This window comes from Vibrio gazogenes (assembly GCF_002196515.1).
GTDB lineage: Bacteria > Pseudomonadota > Gammaproteobacteria > Enterobacterales > Vibrionaceae > Vibrio > Vibrio gazogenes_A.
On the sequence record NZ_CP018836.1, the window covers coordinates 880,275 to 901,036 of the forward strand.

Here is a 20,762-nt window from a genome sequence, read left to right on the forward strand (position 1 = left end):
TCAACCAAAAATTACGAGGACACACGCCATAAGTAAATCCATTCCTTGAGGCGCGTGTCCTGATTATTTCTTTTAATCTGTGTGTACCATGAATACTTCAAATGTACTCAAATGAATCGCTGAAAGAAGAAAACCATTCCGGGAGAATGGTTAGGCTTTTCCGGGCAGGACGCCCGTAAAAGCCGACTCACCCCATATCTGGATGTATAAAAATGGGCGTGACACAGAATAATGAACAGTCTCATTTTTTAAAGCTGATATTCAGTTTTTTAATTAATTCACGAGTCTTCTCTCTTACCTGCTTTTCATCGTAGTAAACATTGATGATTTTCAAATCTTCTTCAAATGGTGAGAACCTAGCTGTAAAATTGGACAATTCTTCTAATGATTCATACTCTGCTTCGCTTAAACTATCGTAGTCGAGTTCAATATTGAATATTTGTGTATACTCATTGCAAAAATCTTCAGTCTCATAATTCCCAGCTTCGTATTCTCTTAACAAGTAGAGTATCTTTTCCTTAGGATTCACTAATATCACCTCACTACTTTGTTATTTTAGGTAAGTCTCCCATTGCTTTTCTTGCATACTCAAAATGATAAACCGTATTTGTAGCTTCATCATATAGCACCTCTAGATTATACTTTTTATCATTTTTATGCATCGTTGCACCTGAACCTCGTGGGTCTGGTACTCCATTAGTTGATTTGATTGCATCTTTTAAAATTTCAACGGGCACATGCCGTCCTGCATCCTCCATATGCTTCGCAGGAGCCATTGTAAAATTTAGCCCTTCATCAATAGACTTGAATGGAGCATCCCCAGCAGTCTTCCCAATCACCCCCTGCGCACTTGACTGCCCGGCAAATTCACCCTCAACAACCGCTGACCCATTGCCTCCGGTATATTTCGGTAATGACGTATTATCAACAACCGGAAGCGCACCCTTGACGGTCTTCGTAACCTTGCCAATCGCTTCAACGGCTTTGGTCGCGGCCGCTTCTCCGCCCAGACCTAACACGATATTGGTCAGCATCTCACCAACATGCTTCGCTCCCACCTGCTGAGCTTCTTCATTTTTGCCCATCATCCGCAGGGCCACAGCAAGGGCATTATTTCTTCAAAGATATCCGCGAAGAAGGGATTGAACTGTTTGCCGCCACACCCAAACCATTGGCCGAACCGGGGGATTTAACCGAAGCAGAAAAGCAGGAAATTGCCCGTAAGCATTATGAACAGTGGTTTGAAAGTGCAGAACAGCTCTTTGTATTCTTTCAAGATGGAATGAAGAGGCAATGGTTGAAGCAATCAGCTTTTCTCCTACATCAATCGACGGAACGTTTTTTCGCCTGCACGCTACTCACCTGCACCAATTATTTACCTAAATCCCACAATATCGAAAAACTGGGCAAACTATGCGCCCAAATCGATGCTGAATTTGCGACGATTTTCCCGCTCGACAACAAATTCCACCGCCGCTGCTTCCGCCGCCTGCAACGCGCCTATATCGAAGCCCGCTATTCGGAGCATTACGAGATTACCGTGGAAGAATTGGCATATCTGGAGGGTGAGGTGCAAAAGCTGAAAGGGTTGGTGGAACGGGTTTGTTTGGAAAGGGTTGCGTGAAGGGGACGAATGAACCGTCCCATCTGGATTTGTGAGAATGGGCATGACACAGAATGATAAATAGTCTCCAGCAAACTAACCAACTCTATTCCAGAATCCAACGAACTCTCTTTCAGGTGCAGCTAATTCCCAGATACTCTCACAATTTTGACAACGATAATACGCACTTACTGCAAATGGGTGAGCTTTTGAGTTGACACAAACAGGCTTATCTACTCTTTTCAGCTTGTTACTTGCAATAGCTAACCCAACAATACTATTGCAAGTATTGAATTCGTTTCTATCTGAAAATAACCCTGTTCTATATATTTGCACACATACTGCACAAGCTGTTGATAATTCTATTAAAACCTTCATCAAAGTATCACTATCGCCTTTCTCTAATTTCAAGAAGACTCCTCTTGAAAAAAGATTTTCAAGTAGATAGGCATTTGATTTAAACCAATTATGAAATTCGTCCATAGTAATGGACGAGTTTCTAACTAATTTCAGTTTTTCTATTAAAGAATTATTTATATTCACTTATTAATCCTCAGCCTTATCTCTTAAGTGGAATAATCCAACTATCATCCCACGTCGTAGTAGATCCCATAAACTGCCTTGCCCCTCCGGCTCCTGCGGCTGGATAAAATTCAGCAAATGGTTCAACCCTATAGGAAAAGAATCACCTAACGGTTTTGGTACTCGTGCAGAGCTGATAGCTGACTTTGGAATTTTAAGTAATACCTCTGGCCTACCATCTGTATGTGTATACCAATGTGGAAATATTTGCGATTTATCCATAATATCACTTGCATTAGTACCAAAATAATCTGTCGACATATAGCTTTCAGAAATTCCCCCATTCTCACGATAGGAATTAGCATGCCATTCTGTCGTTGTTCTATATACAAATTCTTACAAGGACACACACCTTAACAAACCACAAATTTTTTCTCATACATTACCCAACTCCTGTTGTAGCAAAAATGGTACAGTTTTATGATCTAACTTCGGGCGAGTGTCCTCGCTATTTTTGAGTGATGAATAGTCTTAACTAAGGCCAGATCAATATAATAATGGGTTGACACCCAATGAGTCTAAACCACTGTATTGGGAAAATTCTAAAACCGTGGCCAATTCTCGTTGACCACTACACCTGTCATGGCTTTTCTTTTAAAAGCTTAGAAAGTTCATTATCGAAATAATAGAACTCCACCATCGGCATTTCATTTTTCAAGGTATCAAATAACTTCCAACCTTCATCATTAAATAAAATCAGAACAAAATAAGGACACACGCCATAAGTAAATCCATCCCTTGAATGTGTGTGTCCTGCTTATTTAATATATGTTTTGCTCCAAGTTGAGATCTGTAACCTCTTGTCTCAATCCCTTTTGCACCCTTTGTAACAAGTAATTATTTGCTACTAGGTAAAATATCCCTATTTTTTGATCTAACTAGAGCTAAGACTTCGCTACTTGCCGATGGATGTAAAGTTTCTAGTATTTGTTCATCACAAGTGGCTCGTCGTAACCATATCTGAGCGATTGATTCTCCGCAGCTGGCAGCTAATGTTTCATCTTCTGTATGGTTATTCGCGACTTGATAGAGGGCACTAAGTGCCCTTTCGTCATCAAACTCGCCTAGATCCATCGCAGCATCATCTCGTTCAGAGAGTTCCGCTGTAAAATCTAAAAGAACACTAACTAGCCCTTCTATAATATCTATCTGTGACATTATCCCACCTAATAATAAACTTTCTCTAGAGGTATATGCGTACCAACCGTCTTGGTTCCAGTCTGGCCTGTGAAAAACAAAATAAGGACACACGCCATAAGTAAATCCATCCCTTGAATGTGTGTATCCTGCTTATTTCTATTAGTATATTTAAATCAGAAAGTTACACAAAATATAAAATATGGGACAGGCTCTTGCCCTATTTTTTACGAGGTTAACTTAATTTCTATCCGTGTCATTGGTTCTTCCATAACCTCACCATAAAGAACAGAATCAGGTTTACCTATATGTACTACAGGATATTTACCTTGCAATAAAGACTTCTTAAACTCATCAAGAGCGTCTCCTTGACAAGGTTTCCATAGACCAGAGACCCAAAAAGTATCTGCATGTCCATTCACAAGCTCTCCTATTGCACTTCCACAAAAATATAATGTTCTGGTTGGTAACATTGTTCTATTACTCCGTTTTAAAATCAGATCTATTAATAATTTCAAACCCTGATTTACTTTTCCCTGATGCTGGTATAAATAAATCTGGGATCCCAACCTCTTGCTGCTCAACATCTTTCTTTGCTCGAGATGGACTTATTCTTCCACCTAAATTGTCAAACAGCTCATTAAAATCAACACCAGTATCTTTAGGGCCTTTAACTGTAATGACTTCCATTTCTTGTCCAAAAACGTCTGTTATTTGTTGTGCTCTACGCTCAACAAATTTCTTATCTTTACTCATTGATATATAAGGGCTTTTATTTCCTGACGCCTGAGCATTCTCTAACGCACGAATTAACTGCGTATTTGTTTTAGGATTTTCAATCGCATTCAACAAAGATTGTCTTACATCATGAGCTTCAGAAACCGAAGCCCCATGTTCCCGTTCTCGAGCAAAAGCCCCTCCAGTGATAATTTTTGACTCTTTCTTCGGCTGGGTTCGATAAAGAATTATTTCATTATCATTGGTTGATAACACACCATCCGCCAGCACAGTCCCTTCACCAGCAGCACTCGCCTCTGATGTTACAACCTTTCCGGCATTCCCAAAAAGATTTTTTGCGCCCTTCGATACCGCTAACGCCAAGTCTTTGACTATAACAGCTCCGGTTAAAAGCTCGAATTGGACTTCTGGATTTGAAACAACTGGCAGAACTTTATCCGCGAGCGAAGTATGTGTATTTATATATTCCTGATCTTCACGATTAACTGCTCTTACAAATTCAATGGCTTGCTCATTCGACATGGAATCGTTTAATGGCACCCAATCAGGAATTTCCGTAGCGTCTAAACCATTACTAACCAGCTTTTGATAATGTGCCGTACATGTTATCGGGTGTCTTGCACATGCGGCTTGAAGCTCTTGCGAGTTCTTATCACTTAAAGCCCTATATTTATCAATAACTTTCTGACAACTGGACGGATCTTGACAACTGTTCAGCTCTTTATCTAGTCGGATCGCTTCATTGTGATTCAGATAATTATTCGCATACACTCCTTCTCCGGCGCTTTGCCCAGCGGTGATCCCGCTTTCGTCGCCCGTCACAATCAAACCGGCAATACCACCAACCAGTCCAGACAACTTGATTTGTGCTTCCGTATTCAGGCTCGTATGACCAATGGCATCTGAAGTCATCTCTGATGCAAAACCACCCGCCGCTCCGGCGGCAAAATCACCGCCGGATAATGCTGTAATACCGCCCTGAGTCAGACCATGTAATAGCGATTTGGTAAAGCTGCCGTCTTCCAGCGTGACACCATCAATCACATCTCCGACACCTAAATCACCGACACTATCTGCAACTTCCGCGCCGGCATAACTGACTGCTGCCTGTTTTAAACCGTTGGCAAAATTGTCGGAGAAACTCCCTCCCTGAATCGCGCTACTGACGCCAGACTGAACCGCTGTCCGTGAGACCTGCTGTGTCACCTGATCCATAACACTGCCACTATTGGCATACTGTGTGATATCCATCCCGCGCATCACACCCGCAGAAACCACCGCAGTCGCCAGTGACTTCATATTCTCTGAGCTGCCTAAATCATGGAAGGTACTGCTCAGATTTCCTTGGTTACTAACCAGCGCAATACTGGCCTGAGTCACCAGTGAGGTAAACGCAGCACTGCCCATCGCGCCTGCAACCGATGCAACAGATGCAGCAGTTGCGGCTGAAACACCCGCTGCCGCTGCTGTACTCCCGGCAGCCCCCGCAGCCATATTCCCTGCGGCAGCAGCGGCTCCCGAGCCCGCCGTTACAACGGCAACGGCAATGGCAATCATCGCTGCTGCCGGGCCACTCAAATGAGAATCACTGTATGACCATTGATCAAAGGCTTCATTCACTGCGTGCCAATCAACATTCGGGTTATCTTTGAGTTGAGCAACCCAAGCATATTCCCCATTCGCCGGGAGCTGATCCAACGTCCGAGCCAGATTATTTCCGGTGGAGACATAATCCACTGACATGCCCAGTGCACCGGCAAGTGTAATCTTGCCACCGCTACTCATACTGGTCAGCTTCTGCGTGGTCGATGTTTTACCTTCACCACTGACCTTAACCATAAATCCGCTTTTGGTCTCATCGTGGCGGTAGAAACTGCTTTCTTCAGCAGATTTCAAAGCCAGTACCCCATGGGTCGAACGCAGCGTAATATCCTGACCGGCATTGAGTACCGATGCCTGATGTAACTGATTATCCTGACTGGTAATATTCACAGAGCCACCAGCAGAGAAAGACGTTCCTTTCGCCCGAGTGTTCTGAATTTCAGTATCGGAAACCGAACTTCCCCAGAAGCCTTTGCGTTTTCGGTAATGCCGCTCATAATCCGTTTCATCACCAGCGACAGCCATCAACGTACCGCCACTGCTCACGGTCAGGTTATTCTGAGTCGATAGTCCGGCAGCAACCAGCGTGGCATCCCCATCAGTTGTCAATTGCAGATCATTTCCAGCCTGAATCTGAACCCCCTGTTGACGGGTTCTGCTGATAATATCTTTCTTTCGGGAAGCATCGTAACTATCCAGAAAATAGGTTTCATTAGCACTCAGGAGTAGATCGCCACCAATTCCCAGAGACACATTGTTACCGGCAGACAAACTCCCACCAGCGGCACGCATATCACCGCCTGTCAGAATGTTCAGGTTATTGCCGGCCGAAAGCGCATTATCGAGGTAACCAATTTCAGATTTTTTAATCGTGGCCTTACCATCCCGATATTCGCTGTATGTTTTGTCTTCCTGACTGGTTAGCAGAATGTCATTGGCAACACTAAGATTTAAATCACCGCCACTAGAGAGCCGACTGCCAATCCCGATATAAGAACCACCTGCCTGAAGATTCAGATCCCCGGAAGACTGAATTGAAGCAGGCTGATCAAGTATCGTGCTAGTAAAGCGAATATTGCCGACATTGGATGAAACCTTATTTCCCTGATCGTCAATATTGAGCTGATCTGACAAAGTTTCATTGATAATGCTGCCGCCGGTACTAAGCAATGCAACATTGTCTCCTGAAATCACCCCACTCCGGTTGACAATATCGCCGGTGGCGATCAACGCCAGATCATCATTGGCGCTGAGTGTACCGCGGGTATTGCTGATGCCTCCGCGGCTGGCAATCTGCAAATCTTCACGGGCACTGACTGACCCACTGTTGGCGAAGTCCCCCGTGCCGATATCAATGTTACGTCCGGCCAGTAATGCACCGTTCGAAATATTGTTTTGCGAGGCTGAAGAGAGGTACAGTTTCGGTGCCATCACCGTCTGACCATTCACTTCAATCGGCTCATACCAGATAATATCGTGGCTCAAACGGGCAATTTGCTCATCGGTTAACGCGACGCCATTTTGCAGGTTTAAGCTATTTTTTTGCTGTGCTGCCGAGTCAATCAACTGCTTCATCTGCGCCAGATCGCTGCCGATATCATCACTCAGATAGCGTTTGCCGGTCTGCTCAAAAATTTCCTGCGTGATCGTTCTGGTGTCGTAATAGGCATCGCCGAGAAACTTCTCTTTCTGCTCCGGATCGTAATTTAACTGGTCTTTGAAATAGTCCGAGCCGAGGAAATTATTCAGATTGGTGACCGCAGGGTTGGTTGCGATCAGATAATCACTCTGTGGCCCGTCAGAAAAGACAAATAAACCATGCGGGCTGGTCGGCAGCCGATAGTCGGGAAATGGAATACTGTTCTGATTGGGTAAGTTCAATGTCGGTGCGGTGACAGCACTGCTATTACTGAGCGTCACTGTTGTCGCTGATTTACCGCCTTGAGGCACAGGACGGGTCATCGATGCCATGTTCGGTGTGGATTGTGCTCGTACCGTGCCGGATGTATCTGATGCCCCCTGAGTCACCGGAACACTCTGAGCCGTTCCTGCACCTTGTGCGGTTTGAAGTGACTGTGCGGAATCTGATATAGCTTGCGTTGACGCCACCCCCTGACCTGAGTTCGGGATATGTTGCGTAGTCTGTACGTCGGCTTGTACCCCTGACGGCCCTTGTGTAGCACGGGTAGTACGGGCTGACTGGGTTGGTTGCGTGCCAGCAGCGTTAATCCCCATCACCGAGTTATTGGTGCGGTTTTGGACTTTTAGCGTTAGGTTGTCACGAGCAATAATTGAAGACTGTAAGGTACCAATAATACCTGAATCAACTCGACGAATTTGCTGCAAATCATAAGGATAAACATCTCTAATATGAAGGTTACGTATTTTATAGTCAAAGTAAGTGACATAACTTTGAAACTCATAGCCTTTATTTGTTAGTGTATTGGCAGTAATAAATATATTTTTACCAGACACTTGGCTGGTATTATTTTGAAAATCGTCTGTATCAATTAGAATATCTGATCCCGACAAAATACGAGAAGCATTACTTGCATTTTGTAATACTTGTTGATCTCGATATGCTTCGAATGTCCAATTCGTACCACCGACTATTCTATAAAAGGTGTAACTTATGTGATCATTGTGAGATGAGGAAACGTTAACAATTGGAGCATACTTACTTCCCTTTCTAATATAAATTGTTTGTGCCCCACCTCCAGGAATCGCCCCTCTCAAATCCTGAGTCTGGTTAACAATATTCAACACAGTCCGCTTATTCAGCACACTATCTGCGTAAATACCGATATTCCCGCCCAATGATTCGATACTTCCTGAACTATTGGTCAGGTTACGGCTGCGGGTTTTATTGCTATCTCTGGCAATCAGCAGATCGTTACCCACCACAATATCGCTGTAGTTGGTCAAGGTATCAGAGAACAAGTTTCCGTTTCGCCCGGCATAGAGCAAACTGTGGTTATCGATATGACCCGTTGCATGAACCGTCATATCATTCAGGGCAACCAATGAACCGGTGTTGGTCAAAGTTCCGGTGGTCAGATGCAAATCATTGAGTCCTTGCAACTGCCCCTGATTGGTGGTTGTTCCGGCACGCAGCACGGTGTTCTGACCGGAAATAATCCCGGCGGTATAATTGGTGAGTGTTCCGTCAACGCCGATATTAGTTGTGCCTTGTGAAGATAGTTCGCCGTCATTGGTCAGCGCGGCTGCCACAAGAGTCAGGTCTTTTCCGGCAGAAATATGCTGACCGGCACCAACGGTGAAATCACCCTGCGTCGCAATCGAAATACTGCCGTGTTTGGCATCAATTTGGCCACTGTTGATCAGTGAGCTGCTTCGGGCTTGCGCACTGTCTTTGGCGATCAGCACACTGTTTCCGGCATAAATTTTATTCTGGTTATTCACCTGATCGGCCAGCAAGCTGGCATTATTGCCGGCCGAAATATTGCCCTGACTGGTCAACGTGTGAATGATATTGAAAACGGCATTGCGTCCGGCAACCAGTGCTCCTGTGTTTGCCAACGTATCTGCGTTCAGTCCCAAATCCGTGAGGGCCTGAAGTTGGCCGTTATTGGTAACGGACTGCGTCGTCACAGTGGTGCTCTGACCGGAGATTAAACCGTGGTTAGTCAGGGTATTATCCAGTGTCAGCGCCGTATTGCCTTGTGCAGACACTTCTCCGTGATTCGTCAGGCTGTTGGCTTGTAGGGTCAAGTCCTGTCCTGCGATCCAATGCTGCCCGGCACTGACCAGCACATTCGCATGTGTCGCAACGGTGAGATGCCCTGCTTTGGCATTGAGGCTGCCGTCGGTATTATCAAATGTCGTGTTACGAGTTTGGTTACTATCTTTGGCAATCAACAGGTTATTGCCAGCAAATACACGCCCCTTGTTCGTCAGATTATCAGTCAACAAACTGGCATTGTGGTTAGCTGATATCGCACCGCTGTTGCTGAGCCGGTTTGCCACATTCAGGGTGATGTCATTGAGCGCGGCCAGTGTGCCGCTGTTATCCAGTGCATCTGCGGTTAAACCGAGATCACTCAAGGACTGAAGCTGCCCGCTATTGGTCACAGACTGAGTCGTCACGGTGGTACTCTGACCGGAAACTAAACCGTGGTTAGTCAGGGCATCATTTAGTGTCAGCGCCGTATTCCCTTGGGCAGAGACTTCTCCGTTATTGGTCAGACTGTTGGCATGTACGGTCACATCCTGTCCGGCCACCCAATGCTGTCCGGCACTGACCATGACATTACTATGCGTCGCAACGGTGAGATGCCCGGCTTTCGCCGTCAGGCTGCCGTCGGTATTGTCAAAGGTGCGATTGCGGGTTTGATTGGTATCTTTGGCAATCAGCAGATTATTGCCAGCAAACACGCGGCCATGATTGCTCAGGTTATCGGTCAACAGGCTGGCATCGTGGTTGGCTGATATTACGCCGCCGTTGCTGAGCTGATTTGCCACATTCAATGTTATGTTGCTGAGGGCTGCCAGTGTGCCGCTGTTATCCAGTGCATTGACCGTTAAACCAAGGTCACTCAAAGACTGAAGCTGACCAGTATTGGTCACGGACTGAGTTGTCACAGTCAAGCTCTGACCGGAGACTAAACCGTGGTTGGTCAAAGCATTATCCAGCGTCAGTGCCGTATTGCCTTGCGCAGACACTTCTCCGTCATTGGTCAGACTGTTGGCTTGTAAGGTTAAATTCTGTCCGGCAACCCAATGTTGCCCGGTACTGACACTCACATCATCATACGTCGCAATGGTGAGATGCCCTGCTTTCGCCGTCAGGCTGCCATCGGTATTGTCGAAGGTGGTATTACGGGTTTGATCGCTATCTTTAGCAATCAGCAGATTATTGTCAGCAAATACACGCCCCTTGTTGGTCAGATTGTCAGTCAACAAACTGGCATTGTGACTGGCTGATATCGCACCGCTGTTGCTGAGCCGGTTTGCCACATTCAGGGTGATGTCACTGAGCGCGGCCAGTGTGCCGCTGTTGGTCAGTGCATCTGTCGTTAAACCGAGGTTACTTAAAGACTGAAGCTGACCGGTATTGGTCACCGACTGGGCTTTCACCACCGTGGCCTGACCGGAAATCAAACCACCGGTCTGATTGGTCAAATCCGTGTTGAGCGTCAGTTGATTGTTGCCTTGTGCCAGCAATTGACCGCTGTTGGTCAACGTATCGGCTGTCACGGTTAAACCGGCATCGGATCCGGTTGCCGATTGCTTCGCTGTCACAATCGCCTGATCGCCTGCCGAAACTCGCCCTTGGTTATCAATACGCCCCGCATTCAATACAATGTGGTTGCCGGCGAGCACCGAACCACGACTGGTCAGATCGTGCGTGATATGCAGCGTGACATGATCGAATGCAGCCAAGACACCACTGTTCTCGAACGATTCAGCCGTTAACCCCAAATCACTTAAAGACTGCAACTGTCCCTGATTGTCCACAGTGTGAGCATTGAGGGTTGTTGCCTGACCAGAAATCAAACCTGTGTCCCGGTTCAACACATGTTGATCCAGCGTGAGGTTGGTTTGATGGGTCGCAGCCAGCTCTCCGCCATTATCCAGTTGATTGCCGTCCAGCCGGAGATCATGCCCCGCAATGATATGACCACTGTTTTGTTGGATGACGGTGTCTGCGGTGATATCAATATCGCCATTGCGGGTTTCAAACCGACCCGCATTGTTCAGGCTGTCACTACGGTTTTGCTGTTGATCGGCAGCGACCAACAGATGCTCACCGGCATAGACGGTGCCCTGATTATCCACCTGACTTGCCAGCAGGCTGGTATCACGAACTGCCGATATCATTCCTGTATTGGACAGTTGATCGTGGACGCTCAACGTGGTGTTCAGCGCGGTTAACGTCCCGCTGTTTTCCAGCGATGAGACGGTCAACCCTAAACTCCCCAGCGCCTGAAGTTGCCCGTGGTTGTTCACCGATTGGGTGTCAATGCTGGTGGTCTGACCGGAAATCAGTGCATCCGCTTGGTTGGTCAGTCCGGCATGTGCGGTTGTGACACCGTCGAGTATCAGACGGGTATTGTCTTGAGCAGTAATTTCCCCGCCATTGTTTAGTGTTGCCGCAGTGACCGTGAGATTTTTACCGGCAAAAAGATGTTGACCGGCGCTGACTTGGAGATCCCCTTGGGTGGCAATGGTGAGATTGCCTGACTCAGCATTGAGGCTACCGTCGGTATTGTTGAACGTGGTAGTGCGGGTTTGATTGAGATCTTTCGCAATCAGCAGATTATCACTGGCAACAAGGTGGCCGCTATTGGTCAAGTTGTCCGTGAGTAAACGGACATCATGTGCTGCCGAAACCATGCCGTGATTGGTTAAATGATTAGTAACATTCAGCGTTGCATCATGGCGTGCCACGAGTGTCCCGCTATTATTCAGTGCATCTGTGGTCAGCCCCAAATCGGTCAGCGCCTGTAACTGTCCGGCATTATTTACCGAACCTGCCTGTACGGTGGTCACCTGTCCGGAGATCAGACCGTTGGCCTGATTATCCAGTTGACCGGCCACAGTCACGTTTGTGTCCTGCTGCGCCGACAGCTCACCGCTGTTGGTCACCGCTCCGCCATCAATAACGAGCTGCTGACCGGAGGTCACCGTGCCACGGTTGGTGAGCTGATTTTGTGCCGTCAAATGGCTATTGCCGACAGCCGATACATGCCCCTCAATGTCCAGCGTCTGTCCGGTTAACGTAACATCCTGACCAGACTGCATCTGACCGTGTTGTGTCAATCCATCGACCGTTACTTGTAATGGACCTTGCGTAACCAGTTGACTGTCATCACCGGTCTGCATCTTGCCGTCAACCGTCAGACGGGTATCACCGCCGGACTGGAGTGTGCCGTTCAGGGTCAATTGATCAGCATGAATCCCGACACTCGTTTTTGCAGCACTGTCCCCTGACAAGGTGACTGACCCACCAGCGATATCCAGTGCCTGTCCTGCCTGTAACGTGCCACTTTCCTGTGTCAGCCGTTGAGCCTTCACGTGTAGATTTTGTGCTGCAACGTGACCTTTTAAGGTCGCATCCGTCGCATCGATGTTCATGTCACCGCGCGTCGTCAACTGGCCTTGCTGGTTAAGCGTGCCCGCCGTCACTGTCAGTTGCTCTGCTGCACCCACCTCACTGTGCTCACCGGTGGTCAGCGCCTGATCGGCCTGCACCGCCAGTGTCTGGGCGGTGAGATGCGTATCCAATGTCAGACGATCACTCTCCAGCGTGATAGCAGAGGCCGTCATATGACCATCACCAACCAGACTCGCGTCTGTTCCCTTCACGCTCAGTTGATGCGTGGCAGCAACCGTACCGCGGTTATCGAGTTTGCGAAGCTGATTCAGCGTCATATCCTGACTATACATCAGGCTGTCTTGATCTACGGTGGCATGGCGCACCGCTGTTGTCAGTTGCTGATTGGCAATCAGGTTACCGGCGTTCAGAGTCAGGTCATTCGCCTGCACATCGATAACCCCGCCCGCTTGTTGCTTGCCGTCAGCATCCACACCAGCTTCAACCAGACTCTGATTGAGTGTCACCGTATCGGTGGCAGTCAGCGATACGTTTTGACCGGCAGCAAGCGTATCACTATCGGCATGAATACTCTGTCCTGATAGCGAAGCCGTCTGCCCGGCATACTGACTCCCTTTCAAGGTCACATCAGACTGACTGCTGACTGTCAGGTTGGTGTGGGCACTGGATTTGCCAAGCGTAATCTGTCCGTCTGTACTAATCTGGATCTCGCCCTGACTTGCCGACAGGTTGCCGACATTCACCCCGACTCCGGCATCGGTGGCGACCAGTGCAATCCGTCCGGCATACATGCCCCCCAGATTGGAAGAATCGATAGCTAACTCAGGCGCGGTGTCTTTATCATCTTCAGGCGTAGTGGCCGTGACTTGATTACTCTGATAACTGACCCGGTTTTTCCCCGTCACGATGCTGAGGTCATTGGCATGGATTTCAGCATTGAGCTGCGCGGTGCGGCTGATAATGTCAAAATAGCTTTGATGGGTGGCATCAAGCCCGAGCCCTTCAATACTGACACTGCCCTGAGACACATCAAACCCGGTGACATTACCATTGTCGATCAACGGGTTCCCGGTCGATAAGGTCACCCGGGGCGTGTTGATAAAGCCACAGCCATTACAGGTAATCCCATACGGGTTGGTTAAAATGACATTGGCACCCTGACCGAACACTTCGGTATAGCCCTGTAACTGACTACGGCTCGCCCCCGTGACTTCGTTGAGGATCACCGTTGCGGCCTGACCATGCAGATTGGGGTTATTTTGCAGATACCCCCCCAACTGTGACTGCGCCACTTGTTGGGTTGAGTTGTTAAGAATTAAACCCGACGGATCCACATTAAACTGCTGGTACTGGTTGTGTGATAAACCGTTGGCATTGGGCGTGGCAATATTCACCACTTCAACCCCATTGCCGGTATGATTCACCGAGGTATTGTGCTGACTGTTGTCCACAATCACATTGGCCAACAACGGCTGAATATTGAATGTCCAGCAGATCAAGTAGACCAGCGAGCGCTGCCAGAAAGTGACGGGTTTTATCATGTTTTTTATCCCTTGTACCTAACCTGAGCGGTTTAAATTGCGATATTCAAACGGTAATTAACGATATAGTGATCAGCATCCAGCGCGCCGGGAGCATCCAGTGGCATGCCGATAGCAAGACTGCTACTGACCCGGCGGCTACGGGTCTGAATCCCGAGACTGCTACCCATCAGTGAGCCGCGCTCCAGCGCATCATTTTTATCCCGGACAATTGAACCGGTATCGACCGCCCACTGCGCACTGACCTGACCGATATACGGGAGTGTGCCGAGCGGATAACTGAGATCATTGCGCCAGTAATATCCTTCATCACCGCTGATCGAGACATCTTTAAACCCACGCACCGAATACTCTCCCCCGATGCTCAGCCGCTGGCTGCTATAAAGTGTGTCATTGCTCCACTGGGCAAACAGGGTACTGGTGAACACCGGGCCGGACTGAAACGGCTGGGTATAACTGGCGGTGAGTGTCCCTTTACGAAACTGAGCCTTGGGGAAGCCCGGTTGATTGCGCTCACCGCCAAACAGGTCAGAGCCCATGGTCAGTCGCGGTGAAACGGTCAGAAATCCTGAACCAAGCCGGGTGCTGTAATCGAGGCCCACATAAGCAGATGACAGGTTGCGTGAGCTGGAGGCAATCAGGCTGTCCATCAGATAGTTTTTTTCCCGGCGGTGGCTCAGGCCCATCGTGACAAACGATTTACTCTGTGCATCGCGCGTAATCAGTCGCTTGAGGGTCACATCGTGGCTGTTGGTTTTTCCTGAGGTGCCAAACACAAAGTCATTGCTGACAAACCCGCTTTCATAATGGCTGTAGGTGGTACGATAATTGGTATTCCAGCGCCCGTAGGGGACGTCCAGACTCAGGCTGAGACTTTCCGAGGCATGGCCGGTCGGCGGATCGAGACTCCGGCTGCCGGATAATGACCACTGGTCAAGGGCATCAATGATATTTTCGGCATTCAGGGCATAACGAAACTGAGTTTCTCCGGTAGATTTCTGACCGGCGTTTTCCACACCGAACGATGTATTTCCCCAAAATTGTGTTTCACTCCGAATATCAACAATACTGTATCCCTGTTTACTGCCCGGTCTGATTTTAATTTGGGCATTATAACGGGATAACCGATTGATTTGATCGAGGCCTTGCTCGATCTCACGCAGGTTAAATATATGATCAATTAATCCCGGGAAAGCATTATTCAGAAATCCTTCCGTCCGACCATTAAATTTCAGTGCTTCCAGTTTACCTTCCAGAATCACAATTTTTAATTCACCGCTGGTTAAATCCTGAGGCACTAAATAAGCCCGCGAGGTGACATACCCGGCACTGATATATTGGTTGGTGATCGTCCGCAGGTATTCATTAATTTGAGGTAGCCCCAGACAGCCTGGTTTGAAATCAATCCAAGCCAGAATTTGCTGATGAGAAAATAGCGTGTTACCAGAAAAAACAATCTGTTGTATAGAAAAACACTGCTGAGTTTGCGTGGTCTCCGCAGGCGGCAGAGTCGGCAATTCACTTAGCTGTTGAACAGACTGTTTCGCTTGTTCTATCTCTTGCAGACGCTGCCGCTGCTCCTGCTCAATACTCGCCTGAGTCGCAGGAGAAACCGGAGCCATACCATTATGGCTATAAGCATAAAAAGAAATAAAATAACTACAGCCAGCAAGAAATAAATATTTAGACAGCACTAAGCGCTGCAAATAACGTCTTCGCATTCAGGGAACAACCTAGCATTAAATATAATCCCGACAAGGGGATTTATTGTTTTTTTATTGGCAACGGATATTAGGTTACAAAAAAATCAATAGCAATATCATTCTCAAATTTGGCACACTATTTTTATTAAAAATTATTGATTATTTATCCGTGATCAACATTTTAAATATCTCCATAGAGCAATTAATTTCATATTTAAATCAAATTAACATCTCATGATTTTTCATGAAATAATCACAAACCAGATTTCAGGATATCAATGCCAATTCTTAAAGGATGACCGGATTGAGAGCGGCTCCGCGACCTGCTGACAGGTCGCGGAATAGGGTTGGTAAAAGAGGAATGTTCGGATGTGGTTCGTGACGAGCTAAGACGTAGGGGATGATGGAGATTGCCCAGACAACAGTCCTTTAGCAATCTCCATCGCTTCCTCGTGCGATGAAGCCGGAATCAGCGGGTAGCCCCAGAACTTGGCGAAAAGCACGGCAAACGCCTTGATGCCGAGGCGTTTGGCTGGACTGGGTTCGACCATAATCATGGCCTGAACCAGCGTGCGCAACTCAGCCTTGTGTTCTTTCATCCAGAATGCAGTCCGTCGCTTCTCTTCCGGTGAATGCTCATGGTCTTCAGCAGGTGGCGTATCGGTCAATAGCACAAAAGGTTCACCGCGCTTCAGATTGGCTTCGAATGCTGCGAAGTCTTTTTCGTGATCATGCCCCGGCTCATGCGAAAAACGCATCCAGACGAAGGGAAAGTTTGCGCTATTCATCGACATCATCTACTCCTTTACTCTTGAGGTGACACCAGGTTGCCACAATGGCGAACACGCCCGGCACAGTGATAAAGAAAACCGCGGAGAAGGCAACGTACCAGCCATCACGCATCCCGTCGGAAATCCCGCCGAGGGTATTGAGGGCAACCATCAGAGTCCCGAGGATCAGCGCAACCCACTGAGACTTCCGGGTGCCGATCAGTGCGAGCAGCACCGTGATGATCCAACACCCATAAAATGTCGGAAACACCCACAGAACATCGGGCTCAAACGTTATCGTCGGTGTTGCGCCCTGTGCTCTCACAAAACCGTTGACGTAAAAGAACAGCTGGAAGGTGACAAAAAGTACAGCGCCGACGCCGCTCGTCAGCCAGAACAGGGCAACCCGGTTCTGTTGATGGATAGTCGCAGGGCGACGCTGGTAGAGATTCGATTGGGATGACATAATTTTCTCTCTTATCAGGTTAGGTATGCAAAAGAACAAATGTGTTATAGGAGGACACTCACATCTTGTAGTTCAGCGTGAACATGACATTGCGCGGTGCACCATAGCTCACCGTGTCGAAGTCACCCTTCTGTAGTGCGTACTTCTTGTCGAACACGTTGTTCAGGTTGACGGCCAGATTGATCGCCTTCGTGATGTCGTACCGTCCCATCAGGGATACCAAAGCATAGGAACCCTGTTCCCCGCCCGATGTACTCGTCCCAGTATTGGCTGCTTGGTAGAAACGGCTTTGCCACTGAATACCGCCGCCGAGCGTCAACTGGTGCCAGTCTCCGGACAACTGGTAAGTATTGAAAAGCTGGGCCGTGGTGCGCGGTAGCTTCGAATTCAGACGCACGCCATCACCATCTTCCGCCGTGAAGTGAGCGATACCGGCGTAGATGTTCCAACCCGGTGCCAGCTCGCCCTGCAAGTCCAGCTCGATGCCGCGCGATTTCGTGCCATCAGCGCCCTGATAAGCTTGGGATCCGCTCGGTGTATAAGTCCCTGCAATCATTTGTGCCGCGTTGTCCAGTTTGGTCTCAAACAAATCCACCGACGCATTCAGACGCCCGTCCATGTAAGCCCCTTTGAGGCCGATTTCCTTGGTTTTTCCTTTTGACGGTGTGAGCACGTTGCCGCGACTGTCCCGATAGTCGGTTTGCGGATTGAATATGTCTGTATAGCTGACGTAAGTCGAATACGTGTTGTTGATGTCATAGACCAAACCGGCATACGGCGTGAATTCACCGCTCTTTTTATAATGCAATGAGGTGCCATTGACGTTGTCATCGATTTCGTAGTTGCTGAAGCGGCCACCGATAATGAGTTTTAGCGGCTCGGCCAGCGAAAACCGGACTGCGCTATAGATGCCGCTCTGCTTGACTCGGGTATGGGTTGGTACCGAAGTCTTGGCATCGAAGTCAGGGCGGGGATAGGCAGGCCCCAAGTTATAGACATTGACCGGTACAAGACCGGCATAGAACGGTGCAATATCCTTTTGGCTCGATGTGCGGCGCGAACTCGTCGCCCCGACTACTAAATCGTGTTGGCGGCCCAGCAGTTCGAAAGGACCGCTTGCCATCACATCAAAGGTATTTTGACGGCTGCGACCTCCGGACGCCAGCGCGACCGGATAGGCCCCGGAGGGATAAAAGCCTAAGCCGGTCTCCCGATCAGGACGCCCGACCAAACCAAGCAATTCAGCATCGTATTCCGTGCGGTACTGGTTCGCTGTGGCTTTGATATTCCAGCCATTGTCGAAGAAGTGCTCGATCTCGGCAAACGCGGTCTTGAGCGTGTTGTCCCAGTGACTCCAGTCCTGCGCGTAGTTCTTGCCGCGTGAATACTCCGCCTGTGTACCGTCACTGAACCATAGCGGCAAACCACCCCAGGTCGCTCCCTTCGGCGTGATGTCCTGATAGTCATAACCCAGACTCAATGTCGTATTCTCGGTCAGATCCGCCTCAATGATGCCGTAGAACCCTTTCCGCTTCGGCTTGTAGCCGTCGAGGTACGAATGTCCGTCTTGATACGTTCCCACGATACGGGCACGAATGCGACCGTCTTCGGTCAACGGCGTCGAGATGTCAGCCATCCCCCGGTGAGTATCCCAGCTCCCCGCACCGATTGAGGCGGCTGCCGAGAAGTCACGGGTTGGCCGTTTGCGCACAAGGTTAATGGCCGCCGAAGGATTGCCGGTGCCTGTCAGCAAGCCGGAGCCACCGCGCACGACTTCGACCCGCTCATAGAACGCGGTATCGAGAGAACCGATGCCACTACCATTAACGACGTTACCGACCACGGTGGGAATACCGTCGTACTGAACGTTATTGATCAAAAAGCCACGCGAATAGAAACTCGTTCGCTCGCTGTCGGACTGGTACGACGCGATGCCTGTGGTGTTATCCAGCACACCCTGTACCGAATTCAGTTGCTGATCATCGATGCGCTGACGCGAGATCACCGTGACCGCCTGTGGTGTTTCCTGCAGTGACAACGGCAGACGTGTCGCCGCTGCGGTTTGATCGATTGTATAAGCGTCAGTCCCTTCGCCCATAACCGTCATGGCTGGCAAGGTCGCCGTTTCCTGAGCTGTTTTCTCCCCATCTTTGTTTTGAAGCGGCTCTGATTCGGCAGCGAATGCGCTCTGTGCGCTGATGAGAACAACCGCCGCAATAGCAGAACCAAGCACGGTGCGGGGGGTACTTTTGATGGCCCCTTTGTATGGCCCATCGGGCAGAGGATAGACCGTCAGCTCTGTGCGCCCATCAATTGACCCACGCAACTTCCCTGTAGTTTTGATATAAACCATTAAATGATACTCATTTGCAATTAGGTATTTTATTTAATAATAAAATTGCATGGGTGTAATGGCGAAATTAGGCCGGATTGTTATTCATTTAGGCCAAATGCATTTGCCTCACTCTTTATTGGCTGGATTGCAAAATGAATTGACTTGATTTTGCAATGTGGAATCCCTTTCACGCAGAGCGCTGTATAGAAATGACGGTCACAGCGACTGCAGCGAAGGAATGGAACGATTCTGATACACAACCAAATCAGCTTAAACCATGTTCGGAAAGCATGATAGCTGGCACAGCCGTCGTCTTTCCGTCGGTCATTCGTTCCGAGATGTATCGCGCTGGGGGCTTGCCGACTGCCTTGCGGAACATGGTCACGAAACCACTGGCATTTTCGTAACCCAATTCCAACGCCACGGTCTGCACGCTTTCGCCTTTGGTCAGGCGCTGGAGTGCAAGGATCACATGCAATTGCCGACGCCAGCGTCCGAAACTCATGCCGATTTCATTCAGCAACAGCCGACTCATATTGCGTTCGCTCATGCCGATGCGGGTAGCCCAATCTCCCTTCAATGTTTTGTCTGTGGGATCGGCCAACAGCATCTCCGCGAGATGACGCAATCGCGGATCGTGCGGCATCGGCAGATGAAGGTTTTCTACCGGCGCTGCCGCCAGCTCATCCAGTAAAGTGGCGATCAGCCGATCTTCCCGACTCCCGAGTTCATACAATTTGGGAAAGCCAGCCACCTTGAGCAGCAATTCACGTAGCAGCGGTGATACTGAAATCGTGCAGCAGGTTTTTGGCAGATCCGGCGCGGCATCAGGCTCGACGAACAGGCAATAACATTCCGTTTCACCTGCTCCCCGGGATGAGTGGGGTAAGTTTCCCGGTATCCATACCGCGCACTGCGGCGGCACAATCCAGACACCGTCTTCGACTTCACAGTTGAGAATACCGCGAACGGAGTAAATCAGTTGCGCCTTGTGATGCTGATGACGGGCCTGTTCCCAGTCCTTTGTGACCGATGTGGCACTCAGAGCAACCACAGGCCGGGGAACGTTATCAACGTCTCGGGCAGTGCTCAGGTCGGTGATTGTAATGTTAGACATTGTCAGTTCTGAACCTCGTTCGACGATGAGAAGGTGAAATATTTTGGCCGAATTGAAAAATATTATGGCGAAATAATGCAATGACGTCCA

The 20,762-nt window shown here is 48.7% G+C and carries 12 protein-coding genes; 1 reads left to right on the top strand and 11 read right to left on the bottom strand.

Going from position 1 to position 20,762, the window contains the following annotated elements:
• Positions 1-241 precede the first annotated feature (241 nt).
• The gene (locus BSQ33_RS19580; RefSeq protein WP_088135021.1) at positions 242-529 is read right to left on the bottom strand and encodes a hypothetical protein; all 288 of its coding nucleotides are present in this window, start codon (positions 527-529) and stop codon (positions 242-244) included.
• A gap of 13 nt (positions 530-542) precedes the next feature.
• Positions 543-1,088, bottom strand: a complete 546-nt coding sequence (locus BSQ33_RS19585; RefSeq protein ID WP_088135022.1) for a hypothetical protein — start codon at positions 1,086-1,088, stop codon at positions 543-545.
• 83 nt (positions 1,089-1,171) lie between these two features.
• Here BSQ33_RS19585 and BSQ33_RS19590 point away from each other — a divergent pair, with 83 nt between their 5' ends.
• Positions 1,172-1,624, top strand: coding sequence for a HEPN domain-containing protein (locus BSQ33_RS19590; protein WP_157721455.1), 453 nt, complete (start codon positions 1,172-1,174; stop codon positions 1,622-1,624).
• A gap of 75 nt (positions 1,625-1,699) precedes the next feature.
• Here BSQ33_RS19590 and BSQ33_RS19595 read toward each other — a convergent pair whose 3' ends face one another.
• The 9 genes from BSQ33_RS19595 to BSQ33_RS19640 all read right to left on the bottom strand — a co-directional run bounded on the left by BSQ33_RS19595 (position 1,700) and on the right by BSQ33_RS19640 (position 20,672).
• Positions 1,700-2,146: a hypothetical protein gene (locus BSQ33_RS19595; protein WP_088135024.1), complete on the bottom strand. Its 447-nt coding sequence runs from the start codon at positions 2,144-2,146 to the stop codon at positions 1,700-1,702.
• A gap of 876 nt (positions 2,147-3,022) precedes the next feature.
• Positions 3,023-3,343, bottom strand: a complete 321-nt coding sequence (locus BSQ33_RS19605) for a hypothetical protein (protein WP_088135026.1) — start codon at positions 3,341-3,343, stop codon at positions 3,023-3,025.
• Between the two features lie 206 nt (positions 3,344-3,549).
• Complete coding sequence (locus tag BSQ33_RS19610) at positions 3,550-3,795, bottom strand: hypothetical protein (protein ID WP_088135027.1); 246 nt, start codon at positions 3,793-3,795, stop codon at positions 3,550-3,552.
• Between the two features lie 7 nt (positions 3,796-3,802).
• On the bottom strand, positions 3,803-14,281 hold the full coding sequence (locus tag BSQ33_RS19615; RefSeq protein WP_088135028.1) for a filamentous hemagglutinin N-terminal domain-containing protein: 10,479 nt from the start codon (positions 14,279-14,281) through the stop codon (positions 3,803-3,805).
• 32 nt (positions 14,282-14,313) lie between these two features.
• A complete protein-coding gene (locus tag BSQ33_RS19620) occupies positions 14,314-16,002 on the bottom strand; it encodes a ShlB/FhaC/HecB family hemolysin secretion/activation protein (RefSeq protein ID WP_088135029.1) in 1,689 nt (562 codons plus the stop codon).
• Between the two features lie 368 nt (positions 16,003-16,370).
• A complete protein-coding gene (locus BSQ33_RS19625) occupies positions 16,371-16,772 on the bottom strand; it encodes a hypothetical protein (RefSeq protein WP_198298201.1) in 402 nt (133 codons plus the stop codon).
• Positions 16,765-17,220, bottom strand: a complete 456-nt coding sequence (locus BSQ33_RS19630; RefSeq protein WP_088135031.1) for a hypothetical protein — start codon at positions 17,218-17,220, stop codon at positions 16,765-16,767. The genes BSQ33_RS19625 and BSQ33_RS19630 overlap by 8 nt, the downstream gene beginning before the upstream one ends.
• A gap of 58 nt (positions 17,221-17,278) precedes the next feature.
• Positions 17,279-19,573, bottom strand: a complete 2,295-nt coding sequence (locus BSQ33_RS19635) for a TonB-dependent siderophore receptor (RefSeq protein WP_088135032.1) — start codon at positions 19,571-19,573, stop codon at positions 17,279-17,281.
• A gap of 247 nt (positions 19,574-19,820) precedes the next feature.
• Positions 19,821-20,672 (bottom strand): AraC family transcriptional regulator, encoded by an 852-nt coding sequence (locus BSQ33_RS19640; protein ID WP_088135033.1) that lies wholly within the window; start codon positions 20,670-20,672, stop codon positions 19,821-19,823.
• Positions 20,673-20,762: the final 90 nt, after the last annotated feature.